At 71.8% G+C, this 16,874-nt stretch carries 20 protein-coding genes; 12 read left to right on the top strand and 8 right to left on the bottom strand.

Going from position 1 to position 16,874, the window contains the following annotated elements; all coding sequences use genetic code 11:
• Positions 1-183 precede the first annotated feature (183 nt).
• Entirely contained in the window at positions 184-522 is a 339-nt protein-coding gene (locus J421_RS02930) for a type II toxin-antitoxin system PemK/MazF family toxin (RefSeq protein ID WP_025409671.1), read from the bottom strand.
• Positions 507-743, bottom strand: coding sequence for a ribbon-helix-helix domain-containing protein (locus tag J421_RS02935; protein WP_025409672.1), 237 nt, complete (start codon positions 741-743; stop codon positions 507-509). Before J421_RS02935 ends, J421_RS02930 begins: the two co-directional genes overlap by 16 nt.
• A 528-nt stretch (positions 744-1,271) precedes the next feature.
• Here J421_RS02935 and J421_RS31960 point away from each other — a divergent pair.
• The 7 genes from J421_RS31960 (at position 1,272) to J421_RS02970 (ending at position 6,376) form a co-directional block, all read left to right on the top strand.
• On the top strand, positions 1,272-1,481 hold the full coding sequence (locus J421_RS31960; protein WP_148306129.1) for a hypothetical protein: 210 nt from the start codon (positions 1,272-1,274) through the stop codon (positions 1,479-1,481).
• A gap of 148 nt (positions 1,482-1,629) precedes the next feature.
• Positions 1,630-2,151 (top strand): hypothetical protein, encoded by a 522-nt coding sequence (locus tag J421_RS02945; RefSeq protein WP_025409674.1) that lies wholly within the window; start codon positions 1,630-1,632, stop codon positions 2,149-2,151.
• Between the two features lie 151 nt (positions 2,152-2,302).
• Positions 2,303-2,944 carry a class I SAM-dependent methyltransferase gene (locus J421_RS02950; protein WP_025409675.1) on the top strand — a complete coding sequence of 214 codons (642 nt, stop codon included), beginning with the start codon at positions 2,303-2,305 and terminating at the stop codon, positions 2,942-2,944.
• Positions 2,945-3,106: 162 nt separating this feature from the next.
• Positions 3,107-3,643, top strand: coding sequence for a hypothetical protein (locus tag J421_RS02955; protein WP_148306130.1), 537 nt, complete (start codon positions 3,107-3,109; stop codon positions 3,641-3,643).
• A 170-nt stretch (positions 3,644-3,813) separates the two neighbouring features.
• Positions 3,814-4,695: a response regulator gene (locus J421_RS02960; protein ID WP_104022180.1), complete on the top strand. Its 882-nt coding sequence runs from the start codon at positions 3,814-3,816 to the stop codon at positions 4,693-4,695.
• 133 nt (positions 4,696-4,828) lie between these two features.
• Entirely contained in the window at positions 4,829-5,746 is a 918-nt protein-coding gene (locus J421_RS02965; RefSeq protein ID WP_025409678.1) for an MBL fold metallo-hydrolase, read from the top strand.
• Between the two features lie 165 nt (positions 5,747-5,911).
• Entirely contained in the window at positions 5,912-6,376 is a 465-nt protein-coding gene (locus tag J421_RS02970) for a nuclear transport factor 2 family protein (RefSeq protein WP_104022181.1), read from the top strand.
• A 33-nt stretch (positions 6,377-6,409) separates the two neighbouring features.
• On the opposite strand, the gene J421_RS02975 is transcribed toward J421_RS02970, so the two are convergent.
• Positions 6,410-7,786, bottom strand: coding sequence for a serine/threonine-protein kinase (locus J421_RS02975; RefSeq protein WP_025409680.1), 1,377 nt, complete (start codon positions 7,784-7,786; stop codon positions 6,410-6,412).
• Between the two features lie 287 nt (positions 7,787-8,073).
• Between J421_RS02975 and J421_RS02980 the strand changes: the two genes are divergently transcribed.
• Positions 8,074-8,916 carry a sigma-70 family RNA polymerase sigma factor gene (locus J421_RS02980; protein ID WP_025409681.1) on the top strand — a complete coding sequence of 281 codons (843 nt, stop codon included), beginning with the start codon at positions 8,074-8,076 and terminating at the stop codon, positions 8,914-8,916.
• A 58-nt stretch (positions 8,917-8,974) separates the two neighbouring features.
• Entirely contained in the window at positions 8,975-9,817 is an 843-nt protein-coding gene (ku, locus tag J421_RS02985) for a non-homologous end joining protein Ku (protein WP_025409682.1), read from the top strand.
• On the opposite strand, the gene J421_RS02990 is transcribed toward ku, so the two are convergent.
• Together J421_RS02990 and J421_RS02995 are read right to left on the bottom strand one after the other, a co-directional pair.
• Entirely contained in the window at positions 9,814-10,257 is a 444-nt protein-coding gene (locus tag J421_RS02990; protein WP_025409683.1) for a hypothetical protein, read from the bottom strand. The two genes, ku and J421_RS02990, sit on opposite strands and share 4 nt — an antisense overlap.
• A 105-nt stretch (positions 10,258-10,362) precedes the next feature.
• The gene (locus J421_RS02995; protein WP_025409684.1) at positions 10,363-12,792 is read right to left on the bottom strand and encodes an ABC transporter permease; all 2,430 of its coding nucleotides are present in this window, start codon (positions 12,790-12,792) and stop codon (positions 10,363-10,365) included.
• A gap of 238 nt (positions 12,793-13,030) precedes the next feature.
• On the opposite strand from J421_RS02995, the gene J421_RS03000 reads away from it, so the two are divergent.
• Complete coding sequence (locus tag J421_RS03000) at positions 13,031-13,288, top strand: GDCCVxC domain-containing (seleno)protein (RefSeq protein ID WP_025409685.1); 258 nt, start codon at positions 13,031-13,033, stop codon at positions 13,286-13,288.
• On the opposite strand, the gene J421_RS03005 is transcribed toward J421_RS03000, so the two are convergent.
• A complete protein-coding gene (locus tag J421_RS03005) occupies positions 13,249-13,698 on the bottom strand; it encodes a hypothetical protein (protein ID WP_025409686.1) in 450 nt (149 codons plus the stop codon). The genes J421_RS03000 and J421_RS03005 overlap by 40 nt on opposite strands.
• Positions 13,699-13,853: 155 nt before the next feature.
• Here J421_RS03005 and J421_RS03010 point away from each other — a divergent pair, with 155 nt between their 5' ends.
• Positions 13,854-14,105, top strand: coding sequence for a hypothetical protein (locus J421_RS03010; protein WP_025409687.1), 252 nt, complete (start codon positions 13,854-13,856; stop codon positions 14,103-14,105).
• Between the two features lie 83 nt (positions 14,106-14,188).
• Here J421_RS03010 and J421_RS03015 read toward each other — a convergent pair whose 3' ends face one another.
• Positions 14,189-14,731 carry a DUF2182 domain-containing protein gene (locus J421_RS03015; protein WP_104022183.1) on the bottom strand — a complete coding sequence of 181 codons (543 nt, stop codon included), beginning with the start codon at positions 14,729-14,731 and terminating at the stop codon, positions 14,189-14,191.
• The gene (locus J421_RS03020) at positions 14,728-15,537 is read right to left on the bottom strand and encodes a DUF899 domain-containing protein (protein ID WP_025409690.1); all 810 of its coding nucleotides are present in this window, start codon (positions 15,535-15,537) and stop codon (positions 14,728-14,730) included. The genes J421_RS03015 and J421_RS03020 overlap by 4 nt, the downstream gene beginning before the upstream one ends.
• Positions 15,538-15,650: 113 nt before the next feature.
• Between J421_RS03020 and J421_RS03025 the strand changes: the two genes are divergently transcribed.
• Positions 15,651-16,871, top strand: a complete 1,221-nt coding sequence (locus J421_RS03025; protein WP_025409691.1) for a hypothetical protein — start codon at positions 15,651-15,653, stop codon at positions 16,869-16,871.
• Positions 16,872-16,874 lie beyond the last annotated feature (3 nt).

Consider the following 16,874-nt stretch of genomic DNA (forward strand, 5'->3'; position numbering starts at 1 on the left):
CATGCTCGTCTGGCTCCGCGCCCGCCGACGAACTGGCCGGGATCGCGAGCCGCCAGCCTAACGAATTGTTGCAGCTGACGAGGGTGCGCGGTGCCCCTCGCGGCAGCATAGATCACGCTCGCGCCCTCGCAGCTGAACTCCCGCGTTAGGCCACGACCGGCATCGTCGTCCCGCGTGGGACGTTCAGCCGCCGATGATCTCGTTGAGGCCCTCGATCACGCGCGCCATCTCCTCGGCGGACGCGCGCCCGAGCCGCCGGCCGAGCCGCTCGGCAGCCAGCGTGCGGATCTGGCTGATCTTCACCCACGACCGCTTGGGGAGCCCGCGCGCGGTGAGCTCCAGGGTGAGCGGGAAGCCCGCGCGTGGCTCCTGGCTGGTGAGCGCGACGGCGATCACGGTGCCGGAGCGCTCGTTGAAGACGTCGGCGCTGAGGATCAGGACGGGCCGCTGGCCCGCCTGCCCGTGGCCGCGGGTGGGGTCGAGGTCGGCCCACCGGATCTCGCCCCTCAGTATTCCGGCCACGCCTCGACCCCCATGCCTTCCTCGGCCAGCGCGCGCTCCTCGGCAGGGTCGAGCTTCGCGCACTCGGCCGCGAGCCGGGTCCGGGCGCGGCGCGCCAGGGCGTCGGCCAGCGCGGCCTCGATCGCCTGGCTGCGGTTGGGGTACTCGCGCGCGTCGACGAGCGCGTCGAGTTCGTCGAGCAGGCGGCGCTCGAGGGTCACCGCGACTTTGAGCTTGGGCATCTGGCACCTCCGAGTATGACAATATATCATACTATTGGACGCGCCGCAAGCCACCGGCGCGGAGCCGTGGCCTAACGAATCGTTGCAGCTGACGTGGGCGCGCGACGTCCCTCGAACGGGAAAGCTTCAGGCCCGCGCCCACGCAGCTTAACCTGAGCGTTAGGCGGCTTGGCCACCGGTAGACTTCCACGCCATCCACCGAACATCGCAGACATGAGCAGTGTCGGCTCGATCGAGACGCCCGACCGGGAGATCACGTTCTTCGCACACCAGACGGGGCCCCAGGGCGAGCCTTGGGTGACCGCCGTGGTCGTCCGGCAGGGGCCGACGGACCGCTCCGCGGCGCCGGCTCCAGAGGGACCGGCGCGATCGGCCGCCCCGCCGCGCGTCCCGGGGCCGCGGTCCTTGCCCGCCGGGTGGGAGGAGGCGAGCGATGCTGGCGGTCCACGGGAGGTGCTCCACAGTAGGCAGCGCCGACGCGTACGGGTCGCCGGCCGGGAGTTCCCGTTCGCCGCGGAGGGGCGCACGGTGGTCGTCCTGGTCCGCGATGCGCCCGAGGGCGGCCCGGAGGTGGTGGCCGTGCATGAGGTGGTGGTCGGGCCCGGTCCGGAGGCGTCTGCCACCGGCGCGCCCGAGCTGGTGGGGGTCCCCAGTCCGGCGGAGCCGTCCGACGCGGCGCTGCACCGGCGGGTACTTCGGGCCCTGGAGCGTCACGCGGAAATCGCGGCCTTCCTCTGACGCCGCACGGCGCCGCAAGAGCGCCGCCTAACGAGTCGTTGCAGCTGACAAAGGCGCGCAACTCTCCGCACCGGCAGCCGAGATCACGCTCGCGCCTTCGCAGCTCAACTCTAGCGTTAGGCCGCGACGTCCACTATCTGACGGGCACGTGACCGATTCAGACTACCTCGCTGCGGTGGAGCACGAACTCACGCGCGTCGGGCTCTCGCTCGCCGAGCTTCCGGGTCTCGCGATGGCGTCTGACGCCCGCGAGCCCTTCCTCGCGCGATTGCGAACCCTACCGCCGGGCGCCGGCTGGCGGGACGTGTTCCCCGACTTGCCGCCGGACTGGCGCGAGTGGGATGCGCTGCCGCGCTACCGGCCCCTCGGCGCCTACGACTACGCCGAGCCGCCCGCCGGGCCTGCGGTGCACATCCAGTGGCCGGACCGCGACGGGGACGCGGGGCGGCTCGACACGCTCGTGGCGGCGGCGCGGGCGGTCGGGTGGCCGGTATATGGGGCGGGGCTGATCCCGATCACGAACGCGGCGTGGCCCACGATGGACGCCCTCGTCGTCCTCACGCGAGGGACGGAGGAGGATACCTTGGGGAAGTTCGTCGAGTGGCTGGAGGCGTGGTCCGACGCGTCGCTGGCGGCGATCCCGCGCCGCGGGACCGAACAATACCGGTAGGACGCCGGCCACCAACGGGCCGCGGCCTAACGAATCGTTGCAGCTGACGTGGTGACCCGGCCCTCCGCATCGCGCGACGGCTCCGAATGGGCCGCCACGCAGCTGAACTCGGGCGTTAGGCCGCTACGACTATCCACGAGGAGCATCCGAGATGGACCTGCACGCCCACTGGGACGGCATCTACCGCACGAAGGATCTGACGGAGCTGAGCTGGCAGCAGTCCGACGCGGCGCTCTCGCTGGCGTGCATCCAGGAGATGGCGCCGGACCGGACGGCCGCGGTGATCGACGTCGGCGGTGGTGCCTCGCCCCTCGTCGACGGGCTGCTCGCGGCCGGCTACCGAGACGTCACGGTCCTCGACCTCGCGCCGAGCGCGCTGGCGCGAGCGCGAGAGCGACTCGGCGCCGAGGGCGCCGGGCAGGTCGCGTGGCTCGCCGCCGACGTGTGCGCGGCGCCGCTGGCCCCTGGCCGGTACGACGTCTGGCACGACCGGGCGGTCTTCCACTTCCTCACCGAGGCAGCGGAGCGCGCGGCGTATGTCGCGCAGGTGCGCCGCGCCGTCCGGCCGGGGGGGCTCGTACTCGTCGCGACGTTCGCGGAGGACGGCCCGGCGCGGTGCAGCGGCCTGCCGGTGGCGCGCTACTCGGCCGCCGCGCTGCACGGCGCGTTCGGCGAGGACTTCGCGCTGCTGCGGCAACTCCGCGAGGTCCATCATACGCCGTGGGGCGCCCCGCAGCCGTTCACGTACTGCCTGTGCCGCTACACGCCGACTGCCGACCGCGCCGCGGCCTAACGAATCGTTGCAGCTGACGGAGGCGCGCGGGCCTCCTGACCAGCAGCAGCCCTCCAGCCCTGCGCCTCCGCAGCTGAACTCCAGCGTTGGGCAGACACGCAACTCGTAACCAGAATCGGATCCATGCAGAGTCCGCGCTCAGCCGAGCCGCTTGTGGCCCTCATGCCTGCCATCCTGTCCGCAGTCGTGTCTGCGCTAGTCGCATGGTTCACAAGCCGGCGTGCCGTGCGGCTCGACTTGGCGAAGGCACGCCTGCAGGCGCATGCTTCGGCGCTCGCGTTGCTAATCGAGAGGCGGCTGGCCGTGTACCCGGGATTGTACGCAGAGATCAGCATCCTCGCCCGACAGATGCGTGCTCAGACGACGAGTCTTCAAGGCTTGGAGGCGACCTCACAGCGGATCGAAGACTGGGATGCTGCAAACGCAGTCATACTCGGTCCGGACACCAGCAACCGCTGCTACGGGTTTCGCGCTCTCCTCCGACGGTACATTGCCAAGTGGCAGTCGGATGACACGGACGAGCTGATGCGGGTGCGCAAGGAGTTGATCGAGCGCGCGGAGGAGCTCGAGCTCGGGCTACGAGCCGACATCGGTGTGTACGGGTTTAGGCTGCACGAGCGCGATGCGACTATCGACCTTCCAGCCCCGCGAACGTACACCGGGTACACGGAGGAGTTGCAGAACCCAGCTGCGAGCTGAGGACAAGCGAATCGCGCGTGGCGAGCCGCTGCCCAACGAGTCGTTGCAGCTGACGGAGCCGCGCTTCGCTCCGGCCGCATGCACAGATCCGACCTTGCGGCTCCGCAGCGGAACTCTGGCGTTAGGCCGCCTCCACGAAGATTCCAACCGAAGCTGAAGGCTGAGTCCGCTTGCTTCTCAACGATGTGTGGGCCCTCTTCGCCATCACATCGTTGCCGGACTTGCCGGATGCGCCGAAGTATCCGGTCCCGCGTCGCGATCAAGCAGCGTCTCTGACGGATACCGACGTGGCTACAGTCCAAAGCCAGCTCATCCTCATCATTGAGGATGACGAGAACGCCGCCGTCGCAACGGCGACCTTGCTCCAGGACGAAGGATACGGCGTCTTGGTGGCTCACGACGGCGCCGAGGGGCTTGAGATCGCGACAGAACGACATCCTGACCTGGTCCTTCTGGATGTGAGGCTACCCGCGCTCGACGGCCATGAGGTACTTGCGCAGCTAAAGCGTCGACGGATCGACACCCGCGTAATCGTCCATTCGGCGCACGAGAAGTCAGCGGAGCACGTCGTGCGTCTGATGCGGGCGGGAGCGTGCGATCATGTACCCAAGCCGACCAAGTACACGCATCTCTTGCAGCGTATTAAGCGAGCGCTTTCGGTCGAGCACCCCCTAATCTCGGCCAATGCGACGGCAGAACTCCAAAACGAGGTCGCAGCGCTGAAAGCGCAGACAAGGCGTCTTGAGCATGAGAACAAGGAGCTCAAAGAACAGATAGCGAGTCACCGAGCAGAACGTCAGCGAGCCGTAATGAGCGCCCGGCTGCTTGAGTCAGCGGTCAGCGTCGCGTACTTGTCGGTAGCAGTGGGCGCGGCAGTTTTGCTCGCGCACTTCGGTCTCGTCCGTGGCGGCACTGGTATAGCGGTGCTCGCGGTTGTGCTCTTCCTGCTACTTCTGCTTCCCATGCAGAAGGTGAGGAAGGTGACCGCTCGAATGTTTCGGAGTGAGGCGCACATGGAGATGCACGAGGGAGGTACTTCTGGGACGGCCTAACGAGTCGTTGCAGGTGACGACGCCGCGCATCGTCCCAACCGCGTTCATGGCCCCAACCCCGCGGCTCCGCAGCTGAACTCCAGCGTTACGCCCGCCAGGCGAACGTCCGACCTCACCCTCTCGATCCCCACCCATGATCGGACCGTGTCGGGCCGTCGCGCTGCGCGCCGCCATCACCGTCGCGCTGCTCGCTCCGCACGCGCTGAACGCCCAGGCCGACCACTACACGAGCGACCTCCTGCCCATGGTCCGCCGCGCCGCCGCGCTCCCGGTCGGCGATGCGCCGACGTCCGTGCGGTTCCTCCTGCTGGGCCCATGGCGCGACGTGCTGTCGACGGCCGTCGAGGGCGTCCCGCCCGACAGCGTCGGCGCCGCATACTCCGTGTTCCAGATCCGCTTTCCGCGCGGGTGGGCCGTCGTCGATGCCGCGCTGGACCGCTCGCTCGTTCCCGAGAGCAAGCGAGCGACGTTCTCCGACGAGACCTACGGCCAGATTCAGGAGGCGCTGCGCGACGCGCGACTCGTCGTCGTGACCCACGAGCACCACGATCATGTGGGCGGCGCGCTGAAGTCGCCCCACCTGGCGCAGATACAATCGCACACCCTGCTGACGCGAGCGCAGGTGCGTACCCTCCAGGAGCGCCCGAACCTCCCGCAGATCCGCGTCGACTCGGCGACGGCCGCGCGATATCTCGTCGTCGACTACGACCCGATCATGCCGATCGCGCCGGGCGTGGTGCTCATCAAGGCCCCCGGCCACACGCCCGGCTCACAGATGGTGTACGTCCGTCTGCAGTCCGGTCGGGAGCTGCTGCTGGTCGGCGACGTCGCGTGGAACATGGCGAACGTCAGGATGCAGCGGCAGAAACCCGAGGCGAGCACGCGGGGCTTCGGCGGCGAGGATCGCGACGCCATCGCGAAGGAGCTTCGCTGGCTGCGCGACGCCGAGGCGGCGGGCGTCGTCGTCGTCGCGGCGCACGACGTCGCGTGGATCGACACGCTGGCCGCGCGCGGCGCGCTCGTGCGCGGCTTCGACTTCACGAATCGCTGACGGGGTCGCGGGCCGTGTTCCCTCTGTTCGACCTTCGCGCCGCGACGTGTCGCGTGGACGCCCGCTCGCGTGGACTCGGCGTACCTTGAAGCGAGGTCACGGACGGTTCGGCGGCAACCATCCTACCCGCTGCAGCCCAGGATCCAGGCCCGATCGGAGGTCCCGATGAAACGAACGCCGATGATCGCTGCGCTCGCGCTGTCGACCGTCTCGGGCGCCACCGCGCAGCCCCAGACCGTACAGCCACGCGCCGCGACGAGCACCGAGCAGGCGGTCCGGCAGCAGGACGAGCGACGGATCCGCGCGCAGATCACCGCCGACACCGTCGCGCTCCGGCGGATCTATGCCGATGACTTTCTCGGCATCGGACCGACCGGCGTCGTGCGCGGCAAGGCGGACGTCATCGCCGACTTCACGTCACACGCTCTCACGTACCAGTCCATCACCACCGCCGAGGTGCGTGTCCGCGTGTATGGAAGTACCGCGGTGGAGACCGGCCGCTCCACGATGGTCGGCCGGGACAGGGGCAAGGCGGTTCCGCGCGAGAATCGTTTCACGCGTGTCTGGGTCATGAAGGCCGGGCGGTGGCAGCTGGTGGCCAATCACTATTCGGTGATGACCTCACAGTAGGGCAGCGCCGCTCCGCGGCTCGGCGAGGCCGGCCTAACGGCGCGCTCTCTTCGCACGCTGCCAGGTCGAGAACTCGGTGGCCAGCCGGAACGCCTCGCGCGTGCTGAGATCCTGGTAGAACGTGTCGGGCGCGGCCCCTCGCTGCTTCACGATGAGGAGCCCGCCCGCCGAGTGGCCGCGCTTGAGCGGCTGGAGGTTTACGTCGCTCGCCTCGATCGAGCGGCGGATGCTGCCTCCGGGCCTCACGCGGATGATCGACGAGTCGGTGAGCAGCAGCGCGTCGGCGAACGTGTGGTTGGCCTGGATGAAGACGAGGTCCACGCGCTCGTTCGCGCCCACGCTCCCGGCCGCGCGCGCCAGGCGCACGATCGAATCCGGCACCGCGCCGCCCGACTCGAGCAGCGCGGGATCGGCGCCGCCGCCCCGGCCCGCGAAGAACGCCATCGCCTGCACCGCGATGCGCACGGCGACGACGAGCACCGCGCCCGCGCTCACCGCGGCGATCGTCAGGTAGATGCCGCGTCGCCGCCAGCGCCGGCGTCGCACCTGCGACGGTGTCAGTAGCCCGTCCGGCGTGCTCGCCGCGGCGAGCTCGTTCACGAGCTCCGCGGCCGTCGGCCGATCGGCCGGGTCCTTGGCGAGCATGCGGTCCACCAGCCGGACGAGCGCCGCCGGCGTCTCGGGCTCGCGGTCCGACAGCCTGGGGATGGGCGCCGAGATGTGCTTCGCGATGACCTCCGTCGCGTTGCGCCCCGGGTACGGCGGTGTGCCCGTGAGCATCTCGTAGAGCACGACGCCCAGCGCGTAGACGTCCGCGCGTCCGTCGACGCGCTCGCCGAGCGACTGCTCGGGGCTCATGTAGTGCGGCGTGCCGGTGGTCGATCCGGGGAGCTCGTGCGCCGGCCGCGACGTGACGAGCGCGATCCCGAAGTCGGAGACGCTCGCGTTGCCGGCCGTATCGAGCAGGATGTTCGCGGGCTTGATGTCGCGGTGCACGACGCCGACGGCGTGCGCGGCGGCCAGCGCGCCCGCGCACTCTCGCGCGATCCGCGCCGCCTCCGCCGGCGGGAGCTTGCCCTCGGCGATCCGGTCCGCGAGCGAGCGGCCGGGCACGAGCCGCATGACGAGGTACAGCAGTCCGCCGTGCGATTCCGCGGAGTACAGCGGCACGATGTGCGGATGCTCGGCCGCGGCGATCGTCCGGGCTTCGTGGAGGAACTGCTCCTCGAGCGCGGCGTCGACGGCGAGCGACGGGTCGAGGACCTTGATCGCCACGTCGCGCTCGAGGAAGGGATCGTGCGCGCGGAACACCGCGGCGAACCCTCCCTGCCCCAGCAGATCGCCGAGCTGGAGCTGCTCCCCGAGCGCCGCCTCGAGCTTCGGCCGCAACGTGGCGATGTCGATGCTCATGGATCCGCGAGTGTCTTTACGGTGCGTCGGCCGATCGTGCTCGGTGGAGGACACTTGGCTGTCCGCTTTCCCCGCGGAGCCGACGGGCGCTCCCTAAACTACGGCAATGTAAGGAGATACGTTTCGAGCCCGACCCCGGATCACGGGCCGTAAACATGCGTATCACGAGGCTCGCCGATGCGACCGGAGCTGGTCGCGCGGGCACCGAGATCCCAGAACCAGGGCCGCGCATGGGGATACGCCTCGTGAACGAGCAGCATACCGGATCGGCCGGGTCGGAAAGGACGGTGCATCGCGCCGTCGCCGCGCGGGAGACCCTCGTCGAGCAGTACATCCGGGACATCGCCGCGTACCCACTGATCTCGCGCGACGAGGAGATCGCGCTCGGTCGTCGCGTGAAGGAGGGGGATCGGGACGCGCTCGACCGGCTCGTCCTCGCCAACCTGCGCTTCGTGATCGTCGTCGCGAAGAAGTACCAGCACTACGGGGTGGCGCTGGCGGACCTGATCAACGAGGGGAATCTCGGGTTGATCCGCGCGGCGCACCGGTTCGACCCGACGCGCGGCATCAGGTTCGTGTCCTACGCCATCTGGTGGATCCGCCAGGCCATCTTCCAGGCGCTGGCGGAGCAGGGCCAGCTCGCGCGCGTGCCCATGAGCCAGGCCCTCGAGTTCCACCGCGTCGCGAAGCGCGCCCGGTCGCTGCGGCGGGAGCTGGGTCGCGAGCCCTCGGCGGCCGAGCTCGCCGAGCATCTGGGGATGCGAGAGACGGACGTGGCGGCCGCCCTGGCCGTCGCCCGGACTCCCCTGTCGCTCGATACGCCGCACGGGCCCGACGACACCCGACTCGCGGACCACCTGGCCGACGTCGCCATGCCAGCCCCCGACGAGCTTCCGCTCGAGCGGGCGCTCGCCGACCTCGTGCGGGAGAGCCTGTCGTCGCTGAAGGAGCGCGAGGCGCTCGTCCTGAACCTGTACTTCGGTCTCGACGGCACCGAGCCGATGAACCTCGAGCGGATCGGCGCCAGGCTCGGCGTCTCCCGCGAGCGGGTGCGTCAGCTCAAGGAGAAGGCGCTCGCCCGGCTCCGCGCCGGTCGGCTCGGCAAGGCGCTGGCGGAGTTCTACGGCTGAGGGCGCGCGTCCGGCGCTCGCGCCCGGAGCGGGCATCTTGCTTGCTTTCACAGTCGGCATGGCCACCATCTGGAAGGGCGCGCTCACCTTCGGACTCGTGAACATCCCGGTCGAGCTGCGCCCCGCGGTGCGCGCCGACCACGTCAGCTTCCGGCTGCTCCACGCGGCCGATCTCACACCCGTGAAGTTCGAGCGCGTCTCGCGGAAGACGGGCAAGCCGGTGCCGTGGCGCGAGATCGTGAAGGGCTACGAGTACGCGAAGGGCAAGTACGTCGTGCTCACCGACGAGGACTTCAAGGCGATCGCGCTCGAGTCGTCGAAGACCATCGACATCCTCGACTTCGTGCAGGCCACCGAGATCGACCCGCGCTACTTCGAGACGCCGTACTATCTCGTGCCCGGCAAAGGGGGCGAGAAGGCGTACGCGCTGCTGCGCGAGGCGGTCCGCAAGGCGGGCGCCGTCGGCATCGGCAAGATCGTGATGCGGCAGACGCAGCACCTCGCCGGCGTGAAGGTGGTCGGCGACGCGCTCGTGCTGGAGATCATGCGCTTCGCGACCGAGCTGGTGGACGCCGACGAGTACACGTTCCCCGCGGCGAATCTGGTGCGCCCGCAGGAGCTCGCGATGGCCGAGCAGCTCGTGGCGAACCTCGCCGAGCCGTTCGACCCGGGGAAGTACACCGACGAGTACCGGGCCAGCCTGATGAAGGTCATCAAGGCGAAGATGGCCGGTAAGAAGATCGTCGCGCCGGCCGAGGACGAGCGGGCCGGCGATGCCGACGTGCTCGACCTGATGTCGCGGCTGCAGGCGAGCCTGGCGAAGAAGCCGGCGAAGGGCAGAGCGGCCGCGGCGAAGAAGGGCGCCGCGCCGGCGCGCCCGCGCCGCCGCAAGTCGGCCTAACGCGGTCCCGTCAGCTCGGCGGTCTCCCCGCGGCCGTCGGACAGCTGTCGCCGCTCCGCTCGCCGCGCGAGCGCGAGCGAGCCGGACGCGCTCACGGCGCAGGCGACGGCGAACGTGGGGGCGATCACCAGCACCTCGCCCCAGCCGAACGACACGGCCCTGGCGAAGAGCGCCGCCAGCAGCAGGCCACCCACGGCCCCCCACGCCGCGAAGCGCGGCAGCGACATCTGATCGAACCGGCGGCGGCGCTCGCTCAGCGCGAGGAGCACCGCGAAGATGAACCCGGCGAGGAAGCCGAACACGCCGAGGATGATCGGGAACGGGGCATCGGGGTTGTAGCCGAGCACCAACCGCGGCACGATGCCCACGGCGCTCCACGGGACCGCCCACGTGACGCCCATCCCGATCGCACCGCGCAGGCGTCGCAGCCACGTGCCCATGATCGCCTCCGATGCTCGGTAGGTGGAGCGTCAAGCCCTTTGCGCTGCAAAGTACGGAGCGGCGAGCCGGGATTCAAGCGCGGGCCGCGGGCCTCCGGGCGCCCGCTACTCGCTCCGGATCGCCGCCAGCGGATCGACGCGCGACGCGCGACGCGCCGGGACGTAGTTCGCGGCGAGCGCCGCGGCGGCGAGCAGCACCGACACGCCGGCGAACGTCGCCGCATCGGTCGGTGTCACCTCGAACAACATCCCGCGCAGCAGCCGCGTGAGCCACAGCGCGCTCACCACGCCGAGCGCGAGCCCGAGCGCGGTGAGGCGCATCCCTTCGCGCAGCACGAGCCCCACGACCTCCACGCGCTGGGCGCCTAACGCGATCCGGACGCCGATCTCGCGCGTGCGGCGCGCGACGCCGTACGAGATGACGCCGTAGATGCCGCCGAGCGCGAGGACGAGCGCCACCGCGGCGAACGCGCCGAGCAGCGCGCTCCGGAACCGCTGCGCGATCGTCGACGCGCTCACGAGCGACGACAGCGGCGCGATCGTCACCGGCTGATCGGGGTCCACGGCGCGGAGCGCGCGCTTCATGGACGCCGCCTGCGTCGCCGCGTCGGGACCGCGCAGCACGAACGTGACGTGTGCGCTCGGCGCCTGGAGCAGCGGTCGGTAGAGCTCCGGCGACGCGTGGTCGTCGAGCCCCCAGTGCTTCACGTCGGCCACGACGCCCACCACCGTGAGCCATGGCCCGTCCGACGCCGAGCTCCCGGCGCGCACGCGCCGTCCGAGCACCGACGGCGGATCGACACCGCGCCAGTACGCGCGCACGAACGCCGCGTTCACCACGGCCACCGGCGGCGCACCGGCGCGATCGGCCGCACCGAGCGCGCGCCCGGCGAGCACCGGGATCCGCATCGCCGCGAAGTAGTCGCCGCCGACCGCGCGGTAGTGCGCCGCCGGCTGCTCGGCGGGCGTGGCCGCTGGACGTCCGTCGATCGTGACGTCGAGGTACGCGTCGCCGCCCGAGAACGGCAGGTAGTCGATCGCCGCCGCGGTCGCGCCGTCGGCGGCGGCGAGGCGGTCGAGCGCATCGATCACGAAGCGCGTCTGCCGCTCGGGCGCCGCGTACGCCGGCTCCGGCAGGTCGACGCGCGCCGCCAGCACGTGCGTCGGGTCGAACCCCGGATCGACGCGCAGCAGCCGGTCGAGGCTCCGCACGAGCAGCCCCGCGCCGACGAGCAGCACGAGCGCCATCGCGACCTCGGCGACGACGAGCGCGCCGCGCAGCCGCTGCCACCGCGGCCCCGCGGTGAGCGTGCGTCCCTGGCGCAGCGCGGCGTCCGCCGATCCACCGCTCAGGCGGAGCGCCGGCGCGGCGCCGAACAGCAGCCCGGTGACGACGGCGGTGGCGAGCGCGAAGAGCAGCGCGCGGCCGTCGACGCTCACCTCCGCCGCGCGCGGGAGCGCGTCCGCCGCGAGCACGACGAGCGCCTTCGTGAGCCACGTCGCCGCGAGGGTGCCTAACGCACCGCCGGCCAGCGCGAGCACCACGCTCTCGGCGAGCAGCTGCCGCACGATGCGCCGTCGCCGCGCGCCGAGCGCCGCGCGCAGCGCCACCTCGCGGTCGCGGGCGTGCGCGCGGGCGAGCAGCAGGTTCGCGACGTTCGCGCACGCGATGAGCAGCACGAGCCCCACGGCGCCCAACAGCACGAGCAGCGGGCGCTCGCTCGATCCCACCAGCTCCTCGCGCAGCGGCACGAGCCGGATGCGCACGTCGGCGTTCACGCGCGGGTAGAGCGCGGCGAGGCGCGCGGCCACCGCGTCGACCTCGCGCTGCGCCTGCGCGAGCGACACGCCCGGACGCAGCCGCGCGGTGATGCCGAGCCGCCGGATCCCGCGGTCGGCCTGCCCGGGCGCCCACGCGAGCGGGAGCCACAGCTCCACCGGCGTGCCGACGAGCGGCCCCGGGAAGTCGAAGCCGCGCGGCATGACGCCGACGATCTGGTACGCCTCGCCGTCGAGCGTGATCGTGCGGCCGACGACGCCGCGGTCTCCGCCGAATCGTCCGACCCACACCGCGTGGCCGAGGACCGCGACGCGCGCGTCGGTACGCTCCTCGTCGGGCGCGAACCCGCGGCCCACGACGGGACCCACGCCCACCGCGCGGAAGAACGCCGGCGACACGAGCCCCGCGTACAGGCGCTGCGGCGGCGCCCCGTCCATCGCGCCCGCCGGCAGATTCACCCAGCGGAAGTCCTCGGCCGCGACGGCGTCGAACGCGCTCGTGGCGGCGCGCCAGTCGAGGAAGTTCGCCGGCGAGGTGGGACCGTGCGCACGTGCACCGCTCCCCGACCAGACCTGCACGACGCGTTCGGGCTCGTGAAACGGGAGCGGTCGGAGCAGCACCGCGTTGACGACGGTGAAGATCGCCGTGACCGCGCCGATGCCGACGGTGAGCGTGGCGATGACGACTGCGGCGAACCCCGGCGCGCGACGCAGCAGACGCGCGGCGTAGCGCAGGTCGTGGAGCACGGCGTGCATGACGGGCCTCGCGGAACGAGAGGAACAGCGAGTGAGCCGACGCCGAGTCCCAAGGGAATTCCCGTGCCCCACGCGTCACGCGCGGATCTCGCTCGGCGGCAAGGAGTTAGGCACGTGGGCGGCTGTCGCGCGACGCGGCGCGCTGTCCGATTCCGGAATGCGCCGTCCGGCGGCGGACGCTCGCACGCGAACGTCGCACGAGTTTGCGCGGGCGGCATCCACCGGCAGATTGCACCCCATGACTGCGCCCGTGCTCACCTCGCTCCTCCGCTGCCCCGCGTGCGGCCACGAGGAATCGCTCGACATGCCGACGGACGCGTGCGTGTTCTTCCACGCGTGCACCGGCTGCGGCGTCGTGCTCCGGCCGAGAGCGGGCGACTGCTGCGTGTTCTGCTCGTACGGCTCCGCGCCCTGCCCGCCCGTGCAGCTCGCGGGCGCCGGCGCGGGATGCTGCGCTCAGCGCTCGCCGCCGGGCAGCTCCAGCGCGTCGGCCTGACCGGTGCCTAACAGCTCCCGCCGCTCCGCCCTGCGCGCCAGCGCGAGCGTGCCCGTGGCGGAGATCGCGCCCGCGAGCGCGAAGACGGGGCCCACCACGAGGAGCTCGCCGCCGGGGCCCGCGGCCAGCGCGACGATCACGGAGAGGAGCAGCCCGCCGAGCGCGCCCCACCCGGCGAACTTCGGCAGCGACAGCTCGTCGAATCGCCGCCGGCCCGCGACGAGGCCGAGTATGACCGAGAACGTGGCGCCGGCGAGGAAGCCGAGGAAGCCGAAGAAGAGCGGGAACGGGACGTCGGCGGCGTCGAGGCCGACGATGGCGAGCAGGATCATACCCGCCGCGAACCATGCCGCCGCCCACGTCAGGCCGATCCCGATCGCACCGCGGATGCGTCTACGCCACGTCGTCACCACGAGCCTCCGATGTACTTTACGCCGTAAAGTACCTGGACGGGAGGCGATGGATCAAGAGGCCGGGACGATCCTCGGCGCTGCCTAACGGCGCGTTGCGACCCGCGGGCGCACGCACCACATTCTCGGCGTCCGCCGGACACAGGGTGCCGCACATGCCGCGCATGCGAGCGTACGTGGTCGTGCTCAGCGGCCTGGGGATCGGATACATCGTGGGCCCCGTCACGGGGCTGGGGCTGGCGGTGCTCTGGCTCCTGATGGCGGCTCCGCACGAAATGGCCGCCCTCGGGGGGGTCGTGATCGTGCCGGCCGCCGGCATGGTGGCCGGCGCCGTGGTCGGCCCGATCGTCGGCGTGCTGCTCGCGTTGGCGTGGCTCGCGTACCGTCGCTACGCGAGGCCGCGTTAGGCACGTCCGCATGGGGATTCAATGACGATGGAGGGGATCCCGAGATCCCGCCGATCGCCGTCGGATCCCCCCACGTACCCGCCTCAAGGTCGAATCACGATCAGCCCCAGCCCGACGAGCACCGCGCCGGTGACGCGTGCCACCCGCTCGCCCGCCGTGCCTAACCGCTCCGCGGCGATCACCACCGAGGCGACGGCCATCGCGCGCACGTCCGCGACGCCGAGCACCAGGACGACGGCCATCAGGTTCGCGCAGCAGCCCGCGCACTGCAGGCCGAGCCGCACGCCGAGTCGCAGCGCCGCGCCGAAGTGTCTGGGCCGCGCATCATGGTGTCGACAGCACGCGAGGCGGCGCGTCTTCCACCTCGTGAGCTGCAGCGCACCGGCGATCGCCACGACCACGCCGACCATCGTCGGGACCGCGCGCGCCATCGCCGTCGTCGCGATGCCCAACGGCACCGTCGCCGCGCCGAGCGCGGACCAGGCCGCGAAGTACCCGATGCCCACGACGGCCGTGAGCCGGCCGCCCGCGCGATGATGCCGCCACAGCATGAGCATCGACGACGGCAGCATCATCGCCGCCATCATCGCCGCCATCGCGTGCGCGGGCATCGGCATCGGCGTCATCGCGCGTACTCGTCGTGACGACGCCACCACACGCCGTGCTCGTTGCGTCCCCGCGGCGCGCGGTCGAGCCACTGGTACATGCCCCACAGCGCGTCGAGCCCGCGCGCGTAGGCGGAGTAGGTGTGGTACACCACGCCGTCCTCGAGCACGAACGCGCTCACGCCCGGCCGCTCGCGCGTGTACGTGGCGACGTCGGTCCCCGTCATCGCCGCGATCTGGGCGACGGGCGGCGCGCTGCCGAGCAGCTGCCACTCCCGCACGGTCGCGCCGGCGAGCGGCTCGCGCGGCGACGCGTCGTGCATCGGCGGCTCGCTGCGATAGTTGTACGCGATGCCGCCGTCGCGCTGCTGCTGCGCGGTGAACCCGACGCTGAAGTCGGCGTTGAAGTCGCCGCCGAACGACGACGCCCACGGGAAGCGCCATCCCATCCGCTGCCTGTACGCCTGCAGCTTCGCGAGCGGCGCGCGCGACACCGCGCCGAGCGTCACGTCGTGGTTCGCGAGGTGCACGGCGAAGCCGTCGAAGCCGTCCGCGATCGCGGAGCACGACGGGCAGCCGGCCGTGTAGTCGGGGCCGAACATGAAGTGGTAGACGAGGAGCTGGGATCGCCCGCGGAACAGATCGGCGAGCGAGGCGCTCCCCTCGTCGGTGTCGAATCGATATTCCTTGTCGATCCGCACCCACGGCAGCTCCTGCCGCCGGCGCGACAGCTCGTCGCTGCGGCGCGTGAGCTCCTTCTCCTCGTCGAGCAGCGCGAGCCGTGCGGTGAGCCACTCGTCGCGGGTGCCGGTCGTGTGCGTCGTCATCGCTCGTGTCCCCTCGTGTCTGGTGTCTCGCATTCGATGCGACTCGTTCGTCGCGCCTCCGATCTAACGCCGCACGCCGAGGCGATGAGAGTTACAAGTGTGGCGGGATTCGCATGGACTCGCTGATCACGGCCGCGGCGCGCGCGCTCGCGGTCGGCGATCCGCTCGGCGCGCTGAAGCGGGTCGCGCTGCGCGACGACGCGTCCGCGCTCGCGCTGCGCGGCATCGCGATGGCGCAGCTCGGCGATCTCGCGCGCGCGAAGACGCTGCTGCGGCGCGCGGCACGCGCGTTCGGCCCGCGGGAGGTCGTGTCGCGCGCCCGGTGCGTCGTGGCCGAGGCGGAGGTCGCGTTCGCGGCGCGGGAGCTGGGCTGGTCGACGAAGGCGCTCGACGCGGCGCGCGCGACGCTCGACGCGCACGGCGACCGTGTGAACGCCGCGCACGCGCGCCATCTCGCGGTGCGACGCCTGCTGCTGCTCGGCCGCCTCGACGACGCGGAGCGCGCGCTCGCCGACGTCGATCCGCTGCCGCTGCCTCCCGCGTCGCGCGCGTCGCACGATCTGCTGGTGGCGGGGATCGCGATGCGCCGCCTGCGCACGTCGGACGCGCGCGCCGCCCTCGCCCGCGCCGAGCGTGCGGCACGCGATGCACGCATCCCGGCGCTCTCGGCGGAGGTGGAGAGCGCGCGGCTCGTGCTCGACACGCCCGCCGCGCGTCTCGTCGCGGGCGGCGAGGAGCGGCAGCTTCGGCTCGAGGACGTGGAGGCGCTGCTCGCGTCGCCGGCGCTCGTCGTCGACGCGTGCCGCTACGTCGTGCGCGACGAGCGCGAGTCGGTGTCGCTCGCGCGGCGTCCAGTGCTGTTCGCGCTCGCCCGCGCGCTCGGCGAGGCGTGGCCGCACGACGCGCCGCGCGACGTGCTGATCGCGCGCGCGTTCGGGTCGCGGTTCACCGACGAGTCGCATCGCGCGCGGCTGCGCGTCGAGGTGGCGCGTCTGCGCACGGCGGTGCGGTCGATGGCCGACGTGCGCGCGACGCGCCGCGGGTTCGCGCTGACGCCGCGGCGCGCGCGCGAGGTCGTGGTGCTCGCGCGGCCGGTGGAGCACGAGCACGCGACGGTGCTCGCGCTCCTCGCCGACGGCGAGTCGTGGTCGAGCTCCGCGCTCGGCCTCGCGCTCGGCACGAGCCAGCGCAGCGTGCAGCGCGCGCTCGACGCGCTCGCGGCGGCCGGCCGGGCGCAGTCGTTCGGCCGGGGGCGCGCGCGTCGGTGGATCACGCCGCCGCTGCCCGGATTCACGACGACTTTGTTACTCCCTGCCCCGCTGCCGACCGACTAACGT

It is taken from the genome of Gemmatirosa kalamazoonensis (assembly GCF_000522985.1).
GTDB lineage: Bacteria > Gemmatimonadota > Gemmatimonadetes > Gemmatimonadales > Gemmatimonadaceae > Gemmatirosa > Gemmatirosa kalamazoonensis.

What these genes read in the sequence shown, in the direction of transcription:
- J421_RS02995 (WP_025409684.1), bottom strand. Translation starts at nt 12,792, where the DNA reads ATGCACGCCGTGCTCCACGACCTGCGCTACGCCGCGCGTCTGCTGCGT.
- J421_RS02975 (WP_025409680.1), bottom strand. Translation starts at nt 7,786, where the DNA reads ATGAGCATCGACATCGCCACGTTGCGGCCGAAGCTCGAGGCGGCGCTC.
- J421_RS02990 (WP_025409683.1), bottom strand. Translation starts at nt 10,257, where the DNA reads ATGGGCACGTGGCTGCGACGCCTGCGCGGTGCGATCGGGATGGGCGTC.
- J421_RS03020 (WP_025409690.1), bottom strand. Translation starts at nt 15,537, where the DNA reads ATGACGACGCACACGACCGGCACCCGCGACGAGTGGCTCACCGCACGG.
- J421_RS02970 (WP_104022181.1), top strand. Translation starts at nt 5,912, where the DNA reads ATGAAACGAACGCCGATGATCGCTGCGCTCGCGCTGTCGACCGTCTCG.
- ku (WP_025409682.1), top strand. Translation starts at nt 8,975, where the DNA reads ATGGCCACCATCTGGAAGGGCGCGCTCACCTTCGGACTCGTGAACATC.
- J421_RS03015 (WP_104022183.1), bottom strand. Translation starts at nt 14,731, where the DNA reads ATGACGCCGATGCCGATGCCCGCGCACGCGATGGCGGCGATGATGGCG.
- J421_RS03000 (WP_025409685.1), top strand. Translation starts at nt 13,031, where the DNA reads ATGACTGCGCCCGTGCTCACCTCGCTCCTCCGCTGCCCCGCGTGCGGC.
- J421_RS02935 (WP_025409672.1), bottom strand. Translation starts at nt 743, where the DNA reads ATGCCCAAGCTCAAAGTCGCGGTGACCCTCGAGCGCCGCCTGCTCGAC.
- J421_RS02965 (WP_025409678.1), top strand. Translation starts at nt 4,829, where the DNA reads ATGATCGGACCGTGTCGGGCCGTCGCGCTGCGCGCCGCCATCACCGTC.
- J421_RS02955 (WP_148306130.1), top strand. Translation starts at nt 3,107, where the DNA reads ATGCCTGCCATCCTGTCCGCAGTCGTGTCTGCGCTAGTCGCATGGTTC.
- J421_RS03025 (WP_025409691.1), top strand. Translation starts at nt 15,651, where the DNA reads ATGGACTCGCTGATCACGGCCGCGGCGCGCGCGCTCGCGGTCGGCGAT.
- J421_RS02950 (WP_025409675.1), top strand. Translation starts at nt 2,303, where the DNA reads ATGGACCTGCACGCCCACTGGGACGGCATCTACCGCACGAAGGATCTG.
- J421_RS03010 (WP_025409687.1), top strand. Translation starts at nt 13,854, where the DNA reads ATGCCGCGCATGCGAGCGTACGTGGTCGTGCTCAGCGGCCTGGGGATC.